This is a genomic window from Flavobacterium labens (genome assembly GCF_048286755.1).
Classification (GTDB): Bacteria; Bacteroidota; Bacteroidia; order Flavobacteriales; family Flavobacteriaceae; genus Flavobacterium.
This window is the reverse complement of sequence record NZ_JBLVPL010000001.1, coordinates 223,574-243,499: the sequence shown is the minus strand read 5'-3', so window position 1 is coordinate 243,499 and position 19,926 is coordinate 223,574. Positions and strand designations below refer to the sequence as shown.

The following is a 19,926-nucleotide window of genomic DNA, read 5'->3' as shown; positions in this document are numbered from 1 at the left end:
ACAAAAGTTTATCGTTTTGGTTTTAGGATTAAATGTAAAGTTGAAGTTATTTTTTTTCTATGAAAAGGCACAAAATAAATACTGTTTATAGCTTTGAAAGCATGATATTTATCAGTTTTTATACGGTTTTGTTTCTCGATTTTTGTGGTTTATTTATTTAAATCATTTTAACATGACAACACGTAAACCACTACATACTTTTCATATCCCGGTTATGGGACTTGCTTATACGATTGATAGTCCGATACGAGTGGCAAAGTATGGAATTTCGTCCGTGATTTCAATTATGGATGATGAACTTATCGAAAAAATGAATGCTTTTTACAGCAAGAAATTCGATTTTCCGTATCAGGAAATTACCCAAAAAATACATGATTACCGTGCAGAACGCATTACTTCTTATCTGAATTTGGTAGACAAAATCGTGAAGGAAAAATTCGAAAATTTCAAAACGGAATTATCCGAAAGCAAATCAGCTTTGGAAAATTACATCGCAATGCTGCCCAACAAATCAGAAATTAAAGCAGGCTTGCAAAACTTGATGGAAGACGGTTTTGCTTTCAAAGAAAATATCAAGAATTATCTGGAGAAAAATCTTTATCCGGGTGATATCGATGTTAATATTATGACCAAATTAGATAAGGATAATTTCATTAAAGAGGAACAATTGCCCATTATTTTTAATGACGCGCATGCCGCGCTTCGGGGGTTTGTAAACAGTACATTAGAATCTTCGGTCGTTTTATCGGCAGGGATGAATCCAAGATTATACAGCTATTTCGAAAGTTTTTCGGCTTTCTTTCCAGATGCGAATAATGCATTGAAAAAGAAAATCACCCTCAAAGTAAGCGACTTTCGTTCGGCGATGATTCAAGGGAATTTTTTGGCTAAAAAAGGACTTTGGGTTTCTGAATATCGAATCGAATCCGGACTGAATTGTGGCGGACATGCTTTTGCAACCGAAGGCTATTTGTTGGGACCGATTTTAGAAGAATTCAAACAGAAAAAAGAGCAATTAATTCAATCCGCTCATGATTTGATGGTGAAAGCATTGGGACAAAAAGAAATGCATGTTCCAGAACAGCCTTTGGATTTAAAAATCACGGTTCAAGGCGGCGTAGGAACTGCTGAAGAACACGATTTTCTTTTGGACCATTATGAAGTGGATTCTGTGGGTTGGGGTTCGCCGTTTTTATTGGTTCCTGAAGCTACATCGGTTGATAAACACACCAGAGATTTATTGGCTGGAGCCAAAGAAAATGATTTATATTTAAGTCATATTTCGCCGTTAGGAATTCCTTTCAATACGTTGCGAGGAACGACGAATGAAAAGTTGAAATTGAAACGAATTGAGGAAAGCAAAGCGGGAAGTTCATGTCCAAAACGATTTTTGGCGCTAAGCAAAGAATACGATGCCAAAGGAATTTGTACGTCTTCCAAGAAATACCAAGATTTAAAACTGGAAGAATTACTTCTCGAAAAAGATATTTTAACTGCGGAAGTTTTCGAAAAAAAGAAAAACAGCATTACGGAGAAAGCTTGTCTTTGTGTGGGTTTAGCCAATGCTTCGTATCTTGAAAATGACATTAAAATTAAAGGTCAAGCGCAGGGTGTAATTATTTGTCCAGGACCTAATATGGCTTATTTTGATAAAGAAGTTTCGCTGTCTAAAATGGTACAGCATATTTACGGAAACGCTTCTGTTTTGACGGTTACTGATCGACCAAATCTGTTTGTCAAAGAATTAAAAATGTATTTGGATTATCTGAAAAATGAAATCACAGCGGTTACCGAAGAAATAACTTTGGGACAAATTAAAAAATGGAATTCGTTTAAAAATAATTTACTACTAGGGATTGGATATTATGAAGATTTATTCGCAAAAACTCCTTTTTTAGAAAGCACTAAAAATGAGATTTTCAGTCAATTTGATTGCTACAAAACGGAATTAAACGAGATTGAAATCCCTGAATTAAAATTGGCGTAAAGCCTCCAAATATTTGTTTTTAAATAGAATGATTTTTACAGGATTATTCTATTTAAAAACATTTTTTTTTACTGTATGATGTTGTAAATTTGCACCGTGAAAAAAATCATATTTATAATTGTATTGATCATGCTTATAAAGCCCGTTCTTCCGGTTTTAGAGTATGTCGTGAATTATGAATACATTTCAAAAGTGCTTTGCATCAATAGGGATAAACCTAAAATGCAATGTAACGGAAAATGTCATTTGATGAAAGAATTGGCCAAAGCTTCTGATGCAGAAAAGCCTCTTTCTTCCGATAAAAAAGGAAATGCTCCTATACTGGATGTGATCATTTTTGAGGAAATCAAATCTTTCGAAATGGCAACAGTTTTTTTTGGCACCAAAGAAAAAATAAACCCATACTATTCTAATTTATATACTCACTTGAATAGTGCTTCTGTTTTTCACCCACCCACTTTTATTTCTTAAATTTTTATGCACGTAATGTGCTTTTTTAATCCGTTTTTTTACAACGGATGGCATTCTGTTTGCTTTTTTTGGAAATAATACTCCAAAAATGGCATGCGAAACTGTACTTATATTCAAAATAAAAATCTTAAGAAATGAAATTTCAATTAAAAAATATACTAGCTGTAATGGCTATCTCAGTTACCTTGTTTTCTTGTTCTAATGCCGATGATAATGAAGTGATTACCGGAAACGGAAACCTTAAATTAGAGTTTGACAACGTGTATAAATCGGCTAATTTTGCTTTCAATACGAACTATACCAATTCGAATGCTGAGGTTGTAGCGGTTTCAAAAGTGAAGTACATTGTGAGTAATATTGTCTTGACAAAAGAGGATGGAACTACCTTTACTTACCTAAAAAGTCAAAGCTATTTTATTGTAGATGAAGCTACGCCTGCAACATTAATAATTAATCTTTCAAACATTCCTGCCGGAAATTACACTAAAGTAAAATACGGAATTGGAGTCGATAAAACGCAGTGGGAAGCAGGAGCAACGGGTCAAGGAGATTTCTTGGCAACAGCCCAAACTGCCGGAATGATGTGGTCTTGGAGTGCAGGTTATAAGTTTGTGGCTTTCGAAGGTACTTTTACAGCTCCTACAGTTACAACTTCAAAAGAATTTAAAGTGCATACCGGACAAACTGGAACCGATTATAATTATGCTGAAGTTACTTTGAGTTTTCCTGAAAATGCTTTGGTACGAACTACAATTACGCCACAAGTACACATCATGACTGACTTGTCTCAAGTTATAGATGGAACTAATAAAATCAATCTTACGGAAGCGGCAACCGTTATGGGTGGCGCTAAACTGGCTTTGGTTACTACTAATGTTTCTTCAATGTTCAAAATAGATCACGTTCACAACGATTAATTTTTAATCTGGAAGCGGTTGGAAATTAAATCTCCGACCGCTTTTTTAAAAAAATATAAAATGAAAGCAAAATATATCATATTGCTCATTTTTCCGTTGTTGTGGTCTTGTTCTGCTGATGAAAGCGAAGACTATCAGGACGTTCCTCTGAACTTTCAGGTTCCAGCAAATTTCCCGCCTTTGGCATACAATCTAGCGAATAATCCACCCACCGAAAAAGGATTTGAACTGGGTAAAAAGCTTTTCTACGACGGCCGATTGGCTTCGGATGGGATTGTTTCCTGCGGATTTTGTCACATTCAGGAAGATGCATTTACGCATCACGGACATACCTTGAGTCACGGAGTAGATGACGCTATTGGAACCCGAAACACGCCGCCAATCCAGAATTTGGCCTATCAAACCACTTTTATGTATGATGGAGCAACATCACATTTGGATTTACAGCCTATCATTCCGTTCACAAGTCCTATAGAAATGAATGGCGATTTTGCGAAAGCGATTGCTATGATGAAAGGTGATTCCGAGTACCAAAAGCTATTCAAAGTTGCTTTTACGGATGGACAAATCAATTCAGAAAATATGCTCAAAGCCTTGGGGCAATTTATGGTTATGGTGACGTCCTCGAATTCCCGTTTCGATAAGTACCGCCGCAATGAATCTGGCGGAACGCTCACGCAAGACGAGAAGGACGGTTATGTCATTTTTAACCAAAAATGTTCCAGTTGTCACGCCACGGATTTGTTTACGGACAATTCTTTTAGAAACAACGGTTTGTCAATTGATCCAGCGTACAATGATATCGGTCGTTTTCGCGTGACGGAGTTGTCTCAGGATAAGTACAAATTCAAAGTACCAAGTCTAAGAAACATAGAAAAAACAGCGCCTTACATGCACGATGGACGCTTATTCACATTAGAAGCCGTCATGGATCATTACAATTCCGGTGTAGTCAATTCAGCTACTTTAGACCCCATTTTGAATAAAAACGGGTCACTCGGAATCCCTTTGACAGAGACAGAAAAATTAAAAATTATTGCTTTTCTAAAAACATTGACAGACACGCAATACCTAACGGACAAACGCTTTTCTGAATATTAATTTCAGAAGCTATTTCCTGCTGTACTCTGCAAGTCCTCGCTATAAAAGCCGTTTTTCTAAGTCCTGAAAAGAGCTTTCTCCGGTCGCTTTTTCAGGACAAGAAAAACAAGCTTTTACCGCTCCGGGCTTTCCGTTTCCATCAGGGCTAAAAACAACAAACATGAAAAAATACACATTGCTTTTAGTACTTCTTTTTCAATTGGCAAACGCCGCCGAAAAAGACAGTTTAAATACCGTAAATCCATTTACAAAATACCATTCCTTCCTTGAAGAAGAGGATTTCTGCGATGCCTGCGGTTGCTCCGCCAGTGGCGGAAGCATGGGGTTCGCCTCGATGTTGAACTCTAATTTCGTTGGGATTCGGTATTTCAATCAACAATACAAATCCATGGATGGCTTGTACAGCAATTCGTCTTGGTACAAAGAAAATTTCAACACCGTTCAGGTTTGGGGCCGAATCCCGGTTAGCGAAAAGGTTCAGGTTTCAGCATTATTGCCGTATCATTTTCATGAAAGAGAAACCGCAACTGGCAACAAAAGCATCAATGGGATAGGTGATATTACTGTTTTGGCAATGTATCGTTTGTATCAAACCCATAAAGACAGCACTTTCTTAGTACATACATTACAATTGGGAGGTGGAATCAAAGCGCCGACAGGAAAGTTTAATGAGGCAAATTCCGGTAGTATAAATCCAAGTTTTCAGGTAGGAACAGGAAGTTGGGATTATCTTTTGGCTACCGAATATGTCGTAAAAAGAAAGCAATTTGCTTTAAACTCGATGCTGAATTATGTTATAAAAACGGAAAATCAAAAGAGTTACCGTTATGGAAATCAACTCAATTACGCTGGGACTTTTTTCTATTTGTACGAGAAAAATAGTTTTTCTATTGTTCCGCAACTTGGTTTTGCCGGTGAAGTTTATGAAAGTAATTACCAGTACAATCAAAAATTAAGAAATACAAACGGTGATATTCTTTTTGGGAAAGTAGGTTTTGAGGTTGGGAAGGATAGACTTTCTTTTGGAGCTAATGCCATGCTGCCCATTAATCAAAATCTTACCGGCGGCAATGTTGAATCAAATTACAGATGGAGTGTAAACTTCAATTACAGTTTGTAAAAAAAAGGTTGTTGAAGTTTTTTAGTTAACCTTTTATGTTCTCAAGATGACCTGAGTCTGCTTGTACCGTTCAAGTCGAAGGAGGTTTTTACTATTGTTATACGTTTCAATTTAGTTGTTGTTTAATTTTTTTTAAAATTTTAAAACCATAACGAACTACTCGTCGTATATGATAGGATAACTAAATAAACAAACGATGAAAAATAAACAAAAAAATTTAGGTTTTGCGTCCATTATTGGGCTAGCACTTTTATCTTTTACTGCAATTTCATGCAATGATGATGAGAACAATGAAATGATGATGCCTGTTGCGGCACCTGACGTTAATTTTACTGCATTAGCCAGTAATAATACCATTCTTACTTTCAACGCACGAAATTTAGGAACTCCATCTTCAACTACCCCAATTGTTGGTTTACCTACATCAGAGAGTATTGTAAGTATAGACTACAGACCTGCAACGGGACAATTATATGCATTAGGTTCCTCAAGCCGTCTCTACTTTATCAATGAGAAAAGCGGAGTAGCAACGGCACTAGGCGTAGGTTCTTTCTCGCCTGTAGTTACGGGAGGTGATGCCTCGATAGATTTTAATCCTACAGTTGATAGAATTCGTTTGGTAACTAATTCTGGTCAAAATTTAAGATTGCACCCAGAATTAGGAACTGTTGTAGCAACTGATGGTGTTATTAATGGTGGGACAAATGCTAAAATTGGTGCTGTAGCGTATACCAATAGTATGGCTGGAGCTACAACAACGATGTTGTATGATGTTGATTTTGAACAAGATAAACTATATATGCAAACGCCGCCTAACGATGGAGTACTTCAACTTGTTGGTGACTTAGGAGTTAACTTTCAAGGTGTAGGAGACATGGATATTTTAGCAGATAATTTAACTGCTCTTGCTGTAACAAACAATGCAAATGTATCCACATTATATACAATCGATTTAACTACAGGAAAAGCAGTTGATGTTGGTAAATTCACCGCTCCAGTAATAAGTATTGCACTTAAGACTAATCCAATTGCATATGCTACAACTGCAGGAAATATGTTGGTTCGTTTTAATCCTACAAACGGAAGTAATAATTCTGTGGCATTAACTGGTTTAGCTGCAAATGAAAGTATTGTCGGCTTAGATTTTAGACCTGCAAACGGAGGTTTATATGCTGTTTCAAATCAAAGCAGATTGTTTTCTGTGAATACCGCTAGCGGAGCATTAACAGCAATTGGGTCTCCCTTGTTAACGGCATTATCAGGTACTTCTTTTGGTTTTGATTTTAATCCTACAGTAGACAGAATAAGATTAGTAAGTAATACAGGTCAAAACTTACGTTTACACCCAGATTTAGGAACAGTAGTTGCGGTTGATGGCAATTTAAATCCTGGAACACCATTTGTAACGGGTGCTGCTTATACTAATAATATTGCTGGAGCAACTACAACCGTTTTGTTTGTAATTGACTCACAAACGGATATGTTATACCGTCAAGACCCGCCAAATAACGGAACATTAGTTGCTATTGGAGGTTTAGGGGTAAATGTTGATGCTGACAGCGGATTTGATATCGGTGGGAACAGTGCTGCTGCTTTTGCTTTATTGAAAGTAAACAATGTTACTTCTGTATACAGTATTAATATGACAACTGGTGCTGCAACTAAAGTTTCCGATATAAATATTCAAGCTACAGCTATGGCAGTTGGTTTAGGATTCTAAAACTAAAATATTCTTAATAAAAAAAGTCGGCTCTTTGATTAGAGCCGACTTTTTTTATTGAACCGAAACAACATCAATATTATTGTAGAGATAAAAAAAGGAGCTTCAATTGAAGCTCCTTTTTTATAAATATATTTCCCGAATAAATTACTCTTTCAATCGACACGCTTTAGTATCACCATCAACTACTACTTCAGTCAATCCCAAAGAAGATAAGTTTTTCATGGCTTTGTCCCATTTTTTACCGCTCAATCCAGAATTAATTTTAAGTAGGCCAAATTCCATTTGGTTGTTATTGGTTTGCAATAACACAACAATCAATTTCTCATCTTCTTCCAATTCAATTTTAACCTGTTTTTTCTCAGGACGCATTTGAGGGAACAATAATACTTCTTGAATAGAGGCATTATTTGTCAAATACATAATCAATCGATCCATTCCAATTCCCATTCCAGATGTTGGAGGCATTCCGTATTCTAAAGCTCTCAAGAAATCTTCATCGATAATTCCAGTCGCTTCATCATCCCCTTTTTCAGATAACCTCATTTGGTCTTCAAAACGTTCTCTTTGGTCAATTGGGTCATTCAATTCAGAGTATGCATTCGCTACTTCTTTTCCGCAAACCATTAGTTCAAAACGTTCTGTCAATTCTGGATTGTCGCGGTGTTGTTTACACAATGGTGACATTTCTTTTGGATAATCCGTGATGTAAGTAGGCTGAATGTAATTTCCTTCACATTTAGCGCCAAAAATCTCATCAATCAGTTTTCCTTTACCCATGGTTGTATCCACGTCAATTCCCATTCCTCTAGCGGCGTCAAATAACTCTGTTTCACTTTTTCCTGAAATATCAAATCCAGTAAAATGTTTAATAGAATCAGTCATCGTAACTCTAGCATAAGGCGCTTTGAAATTAATGGTGTGTTCTCCAAAAGTCACTTCTGAAGTTCCATTTACGGCAATTGCACAATGCTCCAAAAGGTCTTCGGCAAATTTCATCATCCAGTTGTAGTCTTTGTAGGCTACATATATTTCCATAGCAGTAAATTCAGGGTTGTGTGTTCGGTCCATCCCTTCATTACGAAAGTTTTTTGAAAACTCATACACTCCTTCAAAACCACCAACAATCAATCTTTTTAAGTACAACTCATTCGCAATACGCATGTACAGTTGCATGTCAAGCGAGTTGTGGTGTGTGATAAAAGGACGCGCAGCAGCACCACCTGGAATTGGTTGTAAAACAGGCGTTTCTACCTCTAAATATCCTTTGTTATTAAAGAACGAACGCATCGCATTGAATAATTTTGTTCTTTTGATAAACGTTTCTTTTACGTGATCGTTCACTGTTAAATCCACGTAACGACGACGGTATCTTTGTTCCGGATCAGCAAAAGCATCGTGCGTTTTTCCATCTGCATCCGTTTTTACTACAGGAAGTGGTTTTAAGGCTTTTGCCAAAACCGTCAATCCATAAACATGAACCGATATTTCGCCCACTTGTGTTTTGAAAACCGTTCCACGAACCCCAATAAAATCACCAATGTCCAATAGTTTTTTGAAAACTACATTGTACATTGTTTTTTCTTCATCAGTTGAAATATCATCTCTCGAAACATACACTTGAATACGTCCTTCAGCATCTTTCAATTCCGCAAATGACGCCTTTCCCATGATACGCTTACCCATCAAACGACCTGCTAAAACAACCTCTTTTCCTTCGTACTTCTCGAAATCAGCTAAGATTTCGCTAGAATATGCGGTTGTGGTAAATTCGGCTGCAGGATAAGGTTCGATACCTAAATTGCGTAATTCTGTAAGTGCTTCTCTACGTAGAGTTTCTTGTTCGGATAATGCCATTATATTCTGATTTTAAGAGCTCAAAGATACTATATAAGTTCTAAAGTTGCAAAGACAGTAATACATAAAGGATTTTAGTTTTTTGAAGCACAATATTTCGTTTTTCCAAGACGATTTGTCCCGCTATTCGCTCTATCTTTTTTTCTTGTTTGAAAAAAAAATAAGAAAAAAAGGATGTCTCCCGAAGCTTCGGGACTATCGGGGCTATTCTACTACTTTTTCTTTTTTTAAAACAGCATGAAAAATAGTACAAATAATTTATATTTGGAAGCCAATAAATACTCTAAATTACCAAATGAAAAAATGCGCCCTTCTACTTATAGTACTATTTTTAACAAGTTGCCAAGTCACTGAAACCATTCATTTAAACCAAGACGGAACCGGAAAAATTGAAATCAATGAGTTGCGAGACGAGCATAGTTTTATGCAATTGATGGGTGAAAACTACTCCAAAGAAGAAGTTTTTAGAGATACAACATATGTTTTTCAGGATTTGATAACGAAACATTCCGAGACGTTTTCCAGATTGCCAGCATTTGAAAAAGCCATTTTTCAAAAATTTTCTAAGGTAAAAGTACATATCAAGAAAAGTTCATTCGAGAAAGAATTTCGCACAACAATCAGTCAAAATTTTACTAAAATAATCGAAGTTGCGGATTTATACAAGACCGAAGAATATGCAGATGATATCGAAAATAATTATGCATTGGTTGCCGAAGAACATTATTATAGTGTGAACTATGCTTTTGACGGAAGTGTTTTCAAAAGAATAGTGAAAATTACTGATCCAATAGAATTAAAGAAACAACAGGATAAGATTGAAGGATACAGAACCCAAGTTTCTAAATTCAAAATCACACAGCCTTACATATTAAAGTATCATTTCCCAAAGAAAATAAAGTCCGTTTCAAATCCGAATGCGAAAATTAGTGAAGATAAAAAATCATTGGAATTACAATTTCTGATAGCGGATTGTTTGGTAAATCCTGAAAGTACTAATCTGGAGGTGGTTTTGGAAACAGATGAGGTCAATTAAAACTACATTACGCAGCTATGGGATATATCTCTCAATTAAATCCAATCATAGTGAGGCACGAAGATGTAGTAAAATATAAAAGTAATAATTATGTAAGTATCATTATTAATTCTATAAAAACGATGGCGAATATATAATCTATTTTTGATAAAAAGCATATTTTCAAACCGTTATGCTTCAAAATCTGATTAATAGAAAATAATTTAAATAATGATATTATGAAAGCACTTGTTTATTTCGGTCCGCGCGATGTGAGGGTCGTAGAAATGCCGGATGCCAAAATTGAGCAGCCGACGGATGTACTGGTAAAAATAACGACTACAAATATTTGCGGATCCGACCTTCACATGTATGAAGGAAGAACCGATATGGAAGCCGGAAAGATTTTAGGTCATGAAAATATGGGTAGGGTAGTTGAAGTGGGCAAAGCCGTAACGCAAATTAAAGTGGGAGATATGGTTTGTCTTCCTTTTAACATTGGTTGTGGTCACTGTCAAAATTGCGAAAGCGGCTTGACTGGTTTTTGTCTTACAATGAATCCGGGAACTGCGGGTGCTGCCTATGGTTTTGCGGGAATGGGTCCTTACAGCGGCGGCCAGGCTGAATACCTTCGGGTGCCTCATGGGGATTTTAACTGCCTTAAATTACCAGAGGATGCGATAGAGAAGGAAAATGATTATGTGATGTTATCGGATATTTTCCCAACAGGATATCATGCAACGGAATTGGCAGGTGTAAAACCTGGTGACTCCGTGGTGATTTATGGTGCAGGCCCCGTTGGACTAATGGCAGCACATTCGGCAATTATTAAAGGCGCCAGTAAGATTATGGTGGTAGACAATCATCCTGACCGTTTGAAACTTGCAGAAGAATTGGGTGCTATTGCAATTGATTTTTCAAAAGGGTCAGCAGTGGAGCAAGTACTGGAACTCACCAACGGTGTGGGTGCCGACAGAGGTTGCGAATGTGTAGGGTACCAGTGTTGTGATAAACATGGTAAGGAACATTCCAATGCAACCATGAACGAACTAGTACAGGCCGTAAAAGCAACCGGTTCTATTGGGGTTGTAGGTGTTTTTGTTCCTAAAGATCCAAAATCAAAAGAAGAGTTGCAAAAAATAGGCCACATGGATTTTGATTTTGGTCAATTCTGGATGAAAGGACAGCGAATAGCAACAGGTCAGGCAAATGTAAAAGCGTATAACCGTCAGCTTTCTACCTTGATTTCTGCTGGTAAAGCAAGGCCATCATTAATTGTCTCGCATGAACTTTCATTAGACGAAGCTCCGAATGCATACAAACATTTTGATGCTCGCGATAAAGGATGGACAAAAGTGCTACTGAAACCAGAGATGATAAAAGCTAAAAAATAAATATATAATGAGTTGAAGATTTTGCACATCATAACTACTAATTTATGTTTTTATTTTGTGCCTCGTTGGTCAGCAATTAAATGGATAATAATAATTCAAAAAGGGTGGATTGTTATTATCCATTTTTTTCTTCTCGCTAAATATGATTTTGGGTATAATTTTCATAATTACAAAATTCCTAATTCATTATTCAACATTCGTATTTCAAACCTTTGTACCTTTGTACCTCAAAACCTTTTCGCCTTATTAAAAAATGAACAAAACCATCCAACTTCAAGATTTAGGAACTAAAGATTACAAAGAAACCTGGGAATATCAGGAGGAATTGTTCAAAGGAATCGTTGACTTGAAAATTCGAAATCGCAGAGAAGAACTCGATCTGGAGACTCCTAATTATTTTCTTTTCGTAGAACATCCACATGTTTACACTTTGGGGAAAAGTGGTGATGTAAGTAATTTACTTTTATCTGAAAAGCAATTGGAAACCAAAGGAGCCACTTTTTACAAAATCAATCGTGGTGGTGATATTACGTATCACGGACCAGGGCAAATTGTAGGGTATCCGATTATAGACTTAGAAAATTTCTTTACTGATATTCATAAATACCTTCGTTTTCTGGAAGAAGCCATTATTCTAACCCTTCAAGAATATGGAATCGTTTGCGGCAGAAGTGAAGGCGAAACAGGAGTTTGGTTAGGAGCAGGAACTCCATTTGCCAGAAAAATTTGTGCGATGGGCGTTCGCGCTTCCCGTTGGGTAACCATGCATGGATTTGCTTTAAACGTAAATGCTGATTTGGGTTATTTTGACAATATCATTCCGTGTGGGATTCGTGGCAAAGCTGTAACGTCATTAAATGTAGAGCTTGGAGTAGCAAAAGTTAATGAAGAAGAAGTCAAAGAAAAAATCCTAAAACATTTCGTTATTCTTTTTGACGCGACTTTTGAGAAATCTTAATACTTAAATCAAAAAATCTTTACAAGATTCTGTAAGGTGAACTGCCGAAGCAATAAGCAATCAAAAATCAAAAGAATACTGTTCCGGCAATAACCGAAAACTCATTCGGTGGTATTTTGTAACCCCATAGATTCGAATTGCTTCTCGATGTTCTTTGGTTGGATATCCTTTGTTTTGTTTCCAATTGTACATTGGGAATTCCTCATGAATCCGGTTCATATATTCATCTCGATAGGTTTTTGCTAGTATGGAAGCGGCAGCAATACTCATATATTTTGAATCTCCTTTTACAATACTGGCGTTCGGAATCGAATTTAGGATTTCAATTTCAGCATCGGTAAAAATCTTTCCTCCGCGATTTTTAATGCCGCCTTTAGGAATTAAAGGACTATTTCCGTCTACAATAATTGATTTAGGTCTTGGATCTAGTTTTAAAATACTTTCCTGCATTGCTTTTATGGATGCGTTCAAAATATTTATTTCGTCAATAATTGAAGGTTCCAGATGCGTTACTGCAAATGAAATGGATTGTTGTTCTATAATCGGTCTTAATTTTTCCCTAGCTTTTTCAGATAGTTGCTTGCTATCATTCAGTAACTCATTTTGAAAATTTTCTGGTAGTAGTACAGCGGCGGCAGTAACAGGTCCTGCCAGGCAACCACGACCAGCTTCATCCGTTCCTGTTTCTAAAAATTGTGTTAAAAAGAATGGGCTTAACATTAATTTAATTTTGGCAAAAATATAACTTTATGAAACATTATGTAGGAATTTACAAAATATAATGAGTTTATCTATTGTTTTAAGTATAAACTTTAACAAATGTTAACTTCTTTAGTGGTAAAATAAATTTGTTTCTTTAAGAAATTATTATGATTTTTGTAAAATAACTAATTCAATAAATTAATATGAGATCAAAGTACAAATGGATTATCACGCTATTCTTAGCGTTATCAATGCAGTTATCGTTTGCTCAAGAGAAAACGGTATCTGGTGTAGTATCTGATTCATCAGGCCCTTTGCCTGGCGTAAATGTTTTGGTGAGAGGTTCCAAAACAGGAGTTCAGACTGATTTTGATGGAAAGTATTCCATCAAAGCAAAAACAGGAGATGTATTAGTATTTTCTTTTGTGGGAATGACCGATGCTACCAAAACGGTTGGGGCATCAAATACAGTAAATGTATCACTGCAAGATGGAGTAAGTTTGAATGAAGTTATTGTTCAGACTAATCTAGGGTATTATTCAAAAGATTCTAGAAAAGTGTCTTCCTCTGTTTCGACAGTTTCTGCAGATGAAATAGCTAAGCAGTCTCCTGCGCTAACTATTCAAAATGCATTACAAGGACAAGCAGCTGGGGTGCAGGTTACTGCTCAAAATGGAAAGCCTGGAGCTGCGGCTTACGTTACTGTTCGTGGTGCTGTTAGTATTACAGGAGGTACGGCTGAAGCTATTTATGTGGTTGATGGTGCATTTGTGAGCGGAACAGAAGCTTCTGCTTTGAGTTCAAATGATATCGAATCTGTTTCTATATTAAAAGATGGAGCGTCTGCTGCAATTTATGGAGTACGTGGTGGAAATGGAGTTGTAGTTATTACTACTAAAAAAGGTAAAAATGCAAAAGGTAAATTTCAGTTCAACAATTCCCTTGGATTTACACAAAAAATTGCTGATCCATTTGACATGATGAATGCAGATGAAAAAATCCGATATGAAGGTTTAATAGGTCAGGGAGGTTCTATAGGTAAAACTCCAGCTGAGTTGGCGTTATTGCGTTCTTATAACCACAACTGGCAAGATGACTTGCTAAGAAAAGGATTTGTACAAAATAATAATTTTTCTTACTCAGGTGGTAATGATCAATTTACTAATTTTATGTCTGTAGGTTATACTGAGGACAGTGGAATTATTGACAAACTTAAAGGGTTCAATAGAATTACGGCTAGATATAATAGTGAGTATAAGGCTAATGACAGAGTGAAATTTGGTTTCAATGTTGGTGGGTCATATGAGAAATTTAATGATTCAAGAGATCGTAACAATGCGCAAAGTCCAATTAGAGCAATGTATGATTATAATCCTTACGAGACATTTTACGCTAGAGATGCTAGCGGTAATGTGATTAAGGATGTTTTAGGGAATCCGGTTTTTAATACAAATTTAGCCGCAGGTTTTCCTATTCAAGAGGCTATTGTTAATAACACAGAACAACGTCGTTTTTTCAGATTATACGGTCGTCCTTATGTAGAGTTAGGAATAGTTAAAGATTTGACATTCAAAACTCAAATGAATATGAACTACGAAAGATATCAAAGAGAGTCTTTCACAAAACCATTTTCATTTTTGGATTTAATTGTTGGAGATCCTGCTGCTAGAGGTAATAAAGTTGATAACGGTTGGGATTCGTTAGAGTATCAGTTGACTAACAGTTTGAATTATAAATATAGTATCAATGGTAAGCATAACTTTGAATCTACTGTTTTGTATGAGTACTTCAAATCTAACTTTAGATCATATACAATGACTAGAAAAGGATATGTAAATGGTGATTTGCCTACGGCAGGGACAGCAGTTGTTGGAGTACCTGCAACTGGAAGGACTGAAAATGCGACTGTTTCTATCTTTGGTAACATCGATTACGATTTTGATGGTAAATATTTAGTATCGTTATATGGAAGACGCGATGGTTCCTCTGTGTTAGGTACTGAAAATAAATACTCATTTGCTAAGGGAATCTCTTTAGGATGGAATGTTACGAGTGAATCTTTCATGAGTGATGTAAAATGGTTGAATAATTTGAAGTTGAGAGCATCTTATGGTGAACTAAATTCAACTAACGGTATTGGTAGTTATTCTGCTCAAAGTCTTTTTAGTACTTCACAATATGGTGGAGGTATCGGAACTATATTAACAGGAAGTACTGTTGGAAATAATAACTTAAAGTTTGAAAAAGCGGAGAAATACGAAATTGGTATTGAATCTGCATTATTAAATAATTGGTTGACCTTCTCAGGTTCGGTATTTCAAGATAAAAGAAATGATTTTATCTATAGTGATAATACTACTGTTGGTACGTCCTTTTCAGCACTTATTAATGCGGGTGACTGGACATCTAAGGGAGCTGAAGTTGAGCTTAAGGCTTTTGCAATCAAAAATGCAAACACAACTTTGTCTTTTTATGTTAATGCTGCCACTTTTGATAGAGAAATTAACGAGTTAAACCGTCCTGGTGATCCAAATAATCAGCTTTCAAGAGGGTTAACATGGAATAAAGTGGGTCGTTCTCCTGATGATTTCTTCCTTGTACCTTACGCAGGAGTTAATCCTACTAACGGTCGTGCTATGTACACTAAATTAGATGGTACAGTTACTGATGTTTACAGTGCTGGAGACAGAGTTTTTACTGGTAAAACTCCTTATGCTAAATATGAAGGTGGTTTTGGTATGCAATTTGCTTATAAAGGATTTGATATCTCTACTGATTTTGTATTCAAAGAAGGTAACTATACATACAATTACATGTGGCAGAATATGGTTGCTGATGGTGCAGCTCCAACAAGAAATCAAGCTGTAGCAGCTTTTGATTTTTGGACTGCAACTAACACAACCGCATCTTTACCTGCACCAAGACAATTGTCAGGTATTAACTCTAACCTTGAATCTGATCGTTTCTTAGAAGATGCAAGTTATATTAGATTTAGAAATCTTAATATTGGGTATAAGTTTACTAAAAAAGCTTTTACTAATTTACCAGTAGAGGATATTAGAATTTACACTCAAATGCAAAACTTGTTTACATGGAGTAAATTCAATGGTGATCCAGAGGTAGGAATAGGTAGTGCTGAGAGTCAAACAGGGTTATTAGTTCCTGGACAATTTGCATTGTATTCTTATCCTAGTGTTCAAACATTCCTTTTTGGAATATCAATTAATTTATAATTAAAAAAATTATGAAAAAAATAATATATCTTGTAGCTTTATCTTTCGCATTAAATTCTTGCGACGATGAAGATATCACATTCGCTCCATACAATGCCATTAGTGAGACTATTGTTTTGCGTAATGCGGCTGATTTTGAGAATATGCTAACTGGAGCATACTCTTATATGATAAAAAATGGTGGTGACGGTGGTTACGGTTCGGAGTTTGTAATAGACTCTGAGGTAATGACTGATAATCTAATACTTAAAGTTGAAGGACGACAGTCTAATGCTGGTGGTTTTAGATTGCAATCAGTGCCTAATAGCTCTCATTTTAATTATTATATTAGTGCCTATAGAGCTGCAGAAGCAGCAACTAGAGTTATCGACAATATTAATGTTATACCTCAGGATGCGGTTAGAGATAATATCGAAGGGCAAGCTCGTTTCATTAGAGCGTTAAACAACTTTGACTTAGTTAGAATTTATTCTAAAATTCCTACTCAGTCTGCTGATGCAAATGCTTCTTTAGGGATGTATTATCTAGATGCTGTAGATCCTTTTTCTAAACCATCAAGACCAACTGTTGAAGATACCTATAAAAAAGTAGTTGATGATTTACTGATAGCTGCTAGTAAAATTGGTACAACTAATACAAATGCATCGGGTAAAGCTTCAAAAGCTGCGGTTTATGCTTTGTTATCTCGTGTGTATCTTTATTTAGGAGATTTCCCAAAGGTTATTCAATATGGAAACCTTGCTATTGCAGGTAATACTGTTTGCCCTAGAGCAAGTTTCGTTAATCTTTGGAAAGATGCAAATGCTTCGGGTGTTTTATTTAAACTTAGAATAGATCAAGTTGATGGTGTTACTCCAGGAGTTGTTTACAATCAGACTGTAGCAACTGGTATTCGTTCAGAGTATGTTGTGCCTAAAAGCTTTTCAGATTTGTTTCAAACCACAGATATTAGAAAAGCTGCTTACATTCAGACAAGTGCATATAACACCGTACCTTACAATCACGTTATCAAATACTTAAGTCGTTTAACTGGTAACCCAGCTATTGTTGATATCAAAGTATTGCGTATTGAAGAAGTATATTTAAACATGGCTGAGGCTCAGTATCGAATCAACGGTGGAGGTTTAGCGTTTCTTGATGCGGTAAGATCTCAAAGATATTCTCCTTTTGTTTCAGGTAATGAAACTGGGGCAGCGTTACTAAATGCTATTTTACTTGAACGTAGATTAGAACTTGCTTTTGAAATGGATCGTTTCTTTACATTAAAAAGATTAGGTTTGTCAATGGTAAGAAATGCTGTTGAAGGTGACTTCGCTAGTGGTCTTGGTACCAAAGTTGAAGCTACAGCTTTGACAATTCCTGCTGGCGATTTTAAATGGCAACTTCCTGTTCCACAATCTCAAATAGATTTGAATAGTAATTTAAAGCAAAATCCAGGTTATTAATTAATAGCTTTAATATTTTAAAAACCTCCCTTTTTAACCATTTGGGAGGTTTTTGTTTTTAAAATGTTTTGTATATTTGGTAGATTACTAAATTTAATTCTTATTTTTTGTAAATGAAAAAAATTTTATTTTTTATACTGATTTTTCAATTTTCTACTGCACAGAACTTGGAACAACGAAAGAAGATTATACGGTCCTATGACAATGAAAAAATCAATAGTTTTGTTGATAAATTAGTAGAAGCGCAAAAGGAGCAAAAATTGAAAGTTAAAAATTATAAGCTTCAATACAGGTTGTTAGATTCGGAAACAAATTCACTCCAGCGTATATATGATGGATTGCCTTTTTTTTATACTATTGAAAATGATGAGTCCGTGGCTACAATTCGTGCAAATTCGTTGCAGCCAAACGGGATTCTAGGCCTTAGTTTGACCGGTAATGGAATAACTGCGGGGGTTTGGGATGGAGGAAAAGTCCGGGAAACACATCAGGAATTGTCTGGGTCAAAGGTTACGTTTGGTGATGGAGCAATATCTCCTAGTGCTCATTCCACACATGTAACGGGTACGATAGTTGGATTAGGTATTGTACCAAGAGCTAGAGGGTTCGCATATCAAGCGAAAGCCAAAACGTTTTTTTGGGATAGTGATGTTGAGGAAATGACGAATTTTGCCAGTGAAGGTTATTTAGTGTCAAACCATTCCTACGGGTATGGGATTTCAAATTCTTTTGCAAATGCCCGATTTGGCTACTATGACCAGACTTCTGCTGATTTTGATAAAATTTCAGAGGTGTTTCCTTATTATCAAATAGTTGTTGCTGCAGGTAATTCAAGAAACAGTACCCATTCACAAATAAATGCTAAGGGTGGTTTTGATATGCTTACTGGTAGTACTGTATCTAAAAATACGATTGTCGTTGCGGCTGTTAATTCTGTTCCAAATTATACTGGTCCTGCGAGTGTTACAATGAGTTCGTTTAGTAATTATGGTCCCACTGACGATGGAAGAATTAAGCCAGACATAAGCGCTAAAGGCGTTGGGGTATACTCATGTAATGGACCAAATGACAATACGTATGAGACGCTAAGTGGCACGTCAATGGCAGCTCCAGCAATCACAGGTTTAATTGTTTTACTTCAACAGCATTATAATAATTTGAATACTGCATTTATGAAAGCTGCAACAGCTCGTGGTTTACTTTGCCATACTGCAGATGAAGCGGGTTTTTCAATAGGTCCTGATTATGAGTACGGTTGGGGTTTAGCAAATGGGGAAGAAGCCGCTAAAGTTATTAGTTCAAACGGAAAGACCTCGTTGGTTTTAGAAACTACTTTAACAGATCAAGTGGTTTTTAAGAAGCAGGTTTCTATTTCTTCACCAAGAGCATTAAATGTTTCAATAGCTTGGACTGATCCAGTTAAGAATGGCGCCGTTGTTACTCCTATTGTTGAAGATAATAGGAATACTAATCTGGTAAACAATCTAGATCTTAAGATTATTGATGAAGCAGGTACTGTTTACTATCCTTGGAAATTATATCCTACTGCGTTAAATAGTCCGGCGACTCAAAATTCTGATAATAATGTTGATAATATTGAAAAAGTATCAATTGCAAACGCAGCTGCTGGTAAGTATACTATTCAGGTCACAAATAAAGGGAGTTTATTGGCAGGTGTTCAGGATTTTACATTAATCGCTAGTGGTTTAGATGATTTGACCTTAGCGACTGTAGATTATGACAAAAATAATTTGGTTAGAGTTTATCCTAATCCAGTACAAGAAAATTTATTTTTTGATTTACCAGAGTCTTTTTCTCCATCTGAAGTTATAATATACGATATTTCAGGAAAATTAATTAGAAGCTTTAGATACGAAGGAAAGAATAATGTAAAGGTGGGAGAACTAAAATCAGGAGTCTACATCGTCAAGTTTGTTAGTCAAGATAAAAGCCTTAACTTCAAGTTTATTAAGAAATAGAAATTCTGGATTAATTTCAGACTTTAA

At 36.0% G+C, this 19,926-nt stretch carries 14 protein-coding genes; 12 read left to right on the top strand and 2 right to left on the bottom strand.

Annotated features, from left to right (window positions below):
• Positions 1-172 precede the first annotated feature (172 nt).
• The 6 genes from ACNQF8_RS01010 to ACNQF8_RS00985 all read left to right on the top strand — a co-directional run bounded on the left by ACNQF8_RS01010 (position 173) and on the right by ACNQF8_RS00985 (position 7,316).
• Positions 173-1,987: a hypothetical protein gene (locus ACNQF8_RS01010; RefSeq protein ID WP_417953483.1), complete on the top strand. Its 1,815-nt coding sequence runs from the start codon at positions 173-175 to the stop codon at positions 1,985-1,987.
• A 129-nt stretch (positions 1,988-2,116) separates the two neighbouring features.
• A complete protein-coding gene (locus ACNQF8_RS01005) occupies positions 2,117-2,458 on the top strand; it encodes a hypothetical protein (RefSeq protein WP_417950426.1) in 342 nt (113 codons plus the stop codon).
• Between the two features lie 134 nt (positions 2,459-2,592).
• A complete protein-coding gene (locus ACNQF8_RS01000) occupies positions 2,593-3,375 on the top strand; it encodes an MbnP family protein (protein ID WP_417950425.1) in 783 nt (260 codons plus the stop codon).
• Between the two features lie 60 nt (positions 3,376-3,435).
• A complete protein-coding gene (locus tag ACNQF8_RS00995; RefSeq protein WP_417953481.1) occupies positions 3,436-4,476 on the top strand; it encodes a cytochrome-c peroxidase in 1,041 nt (346 codons plus the stop codon).
• A gap of 160 nt (positions 4,477-4,636) precedes the next feature.
• A complete protein-coding gene (locus ACNQF8_RS00990) occupies positions 4,637-5,596 on the top strand; it encodes a transporter family protein (protein ID WP_417950423.1) in 960 nt (319 codons plus the stop codon).
• Between the two features lie 196 nt (positions 5,597-5,792).
• Positions 5,793-7,316, top strand: coding sequence for a DUF4394 domain-containing protein (locus ACNQF8_RS00985; RefSeq protein WP_417950422.1), 1,524 nt, complete (start codon positions 5,793-5,795; stop codon positions 7,314-7,316).
• Between the two features lie 147 nt (positions 7,317-7,463).
• On the opposite strand, the gene lysS is transcribed toward ACNQF8_RS00985, so the two are convergent.
• Positions 7,464-9,173, bottom strand: coding sequence for a lysine--tRNA ligase (gene lysS, locus ACNQF8_RS00980; protein ID WP_417953480.1), 1,710 nt, complete (start codon positions 9,171-9,173; stop codon positions 7,464-7,466).
• 295 nt (positions 9,174-9,468) lie between these two features.
• Here lysS and ACNQF8_RS00975 point away from each other — a divergent pair, with 295 nt between their 5' ends.
• From ACNQF8_RS00975 to lipB, 3 genes are all read left to right on the top strand, one after another.
• A complete protein-coding gene (locus ACNQF8_RS00975; RefSeq protein ID WP_417950420.1) occupies positions 9,469-10,209 on the top strand; it encodes a hypothetical protein in 741 nt (246 codons plus the stop codon).
• 218 nt (positions 10,210-10,427) lie between these two features.
• Positions 10,428-11,582, top strand: coding sequence for a glutathione-independent formaldehyde dehydrogenase (locus tag ACNQF8_RS00970; RefSeq protein WP_417953479.1), 1,155 nt, complete (start codon positions 10,428-10,430; stop codon positions 11,580-11,582).
• Between the two features lie 253 nt (positions 11,583-11,835).
• The gene (lipB, locus tag ACNQF8_RS00965) at positions 11,836-12,540 is read left to right on the top strand and encodes a lipoyl(octanoyl) transferase LipB (protein ID WP_417950418.1); all 705 of its coding nucleotides are present in this window, start codon (positions 11,836-11,838) and stop codon (positions 12,538-12,540) included.
• A gap of 60 nt (positions 12,541-12,600) precedes the next feature.
• On the opposite strand, the gene ACNQF8_RS00960 is transcribed toward lipB, so the two are convergent.
• Positions 12,601-13,260, bottom strand: a complete 660-nt coding sequence (locus ACNQF8_RS00960) for a ribonuclease HII (RefSeq protein WP_417953478.1) — start codon at positions 13,258-13,260, stop codon at positions 12,601-12,603.
• 185 nt (positions 13,261-13,445) lie between these two features.
• On the opposite strand from ACNQF8_RS00960, the gene ACNQF8_RS00955 reads away from it, so the two are divergent.
• From ACNQF8_RS00955 to ACNQF8_RS00945, 3 genes are all read left to right on the top strand, one after another.
• Entirely contained in the window at positions 13,446-16,475 is a 3,030-nt protein-coding gene (locus ACNQF8_RS00955) for a SusC/RagA family TonB-linked outer membrane protein (RefSeq protein ID WP_417953477.1), read from the top strand.
• 11 nt (positions 16,476-16,486) lie between these two features.
• On the top strand, positions 16,487-17,920 hold the full coding sequence (locus ACNQF8_RS00950) for a RagB/SusD family nutrient uptake outer membrane protein (RefSeq protein WP_417950415.1): 1,434 nt from the start codon (positions 16,487-16,489) through the stop codon (positions 17,918-17,920).
• Positions 17,921-18,033: 113 nt separating this feature from the next.
• Positions 18,034-19,899, top strand: coding sequence for a S8 family serine peptidase (locus ACNQF8_RS00945; RefSeq protein ID WP_417953476.1), 1,866 nt, complete (start codon positions 18,034-18,036; stop codon positions 19,897-19,899).
• Positions 19,900-19,926 lie beyond the last annotated feature (27 nt).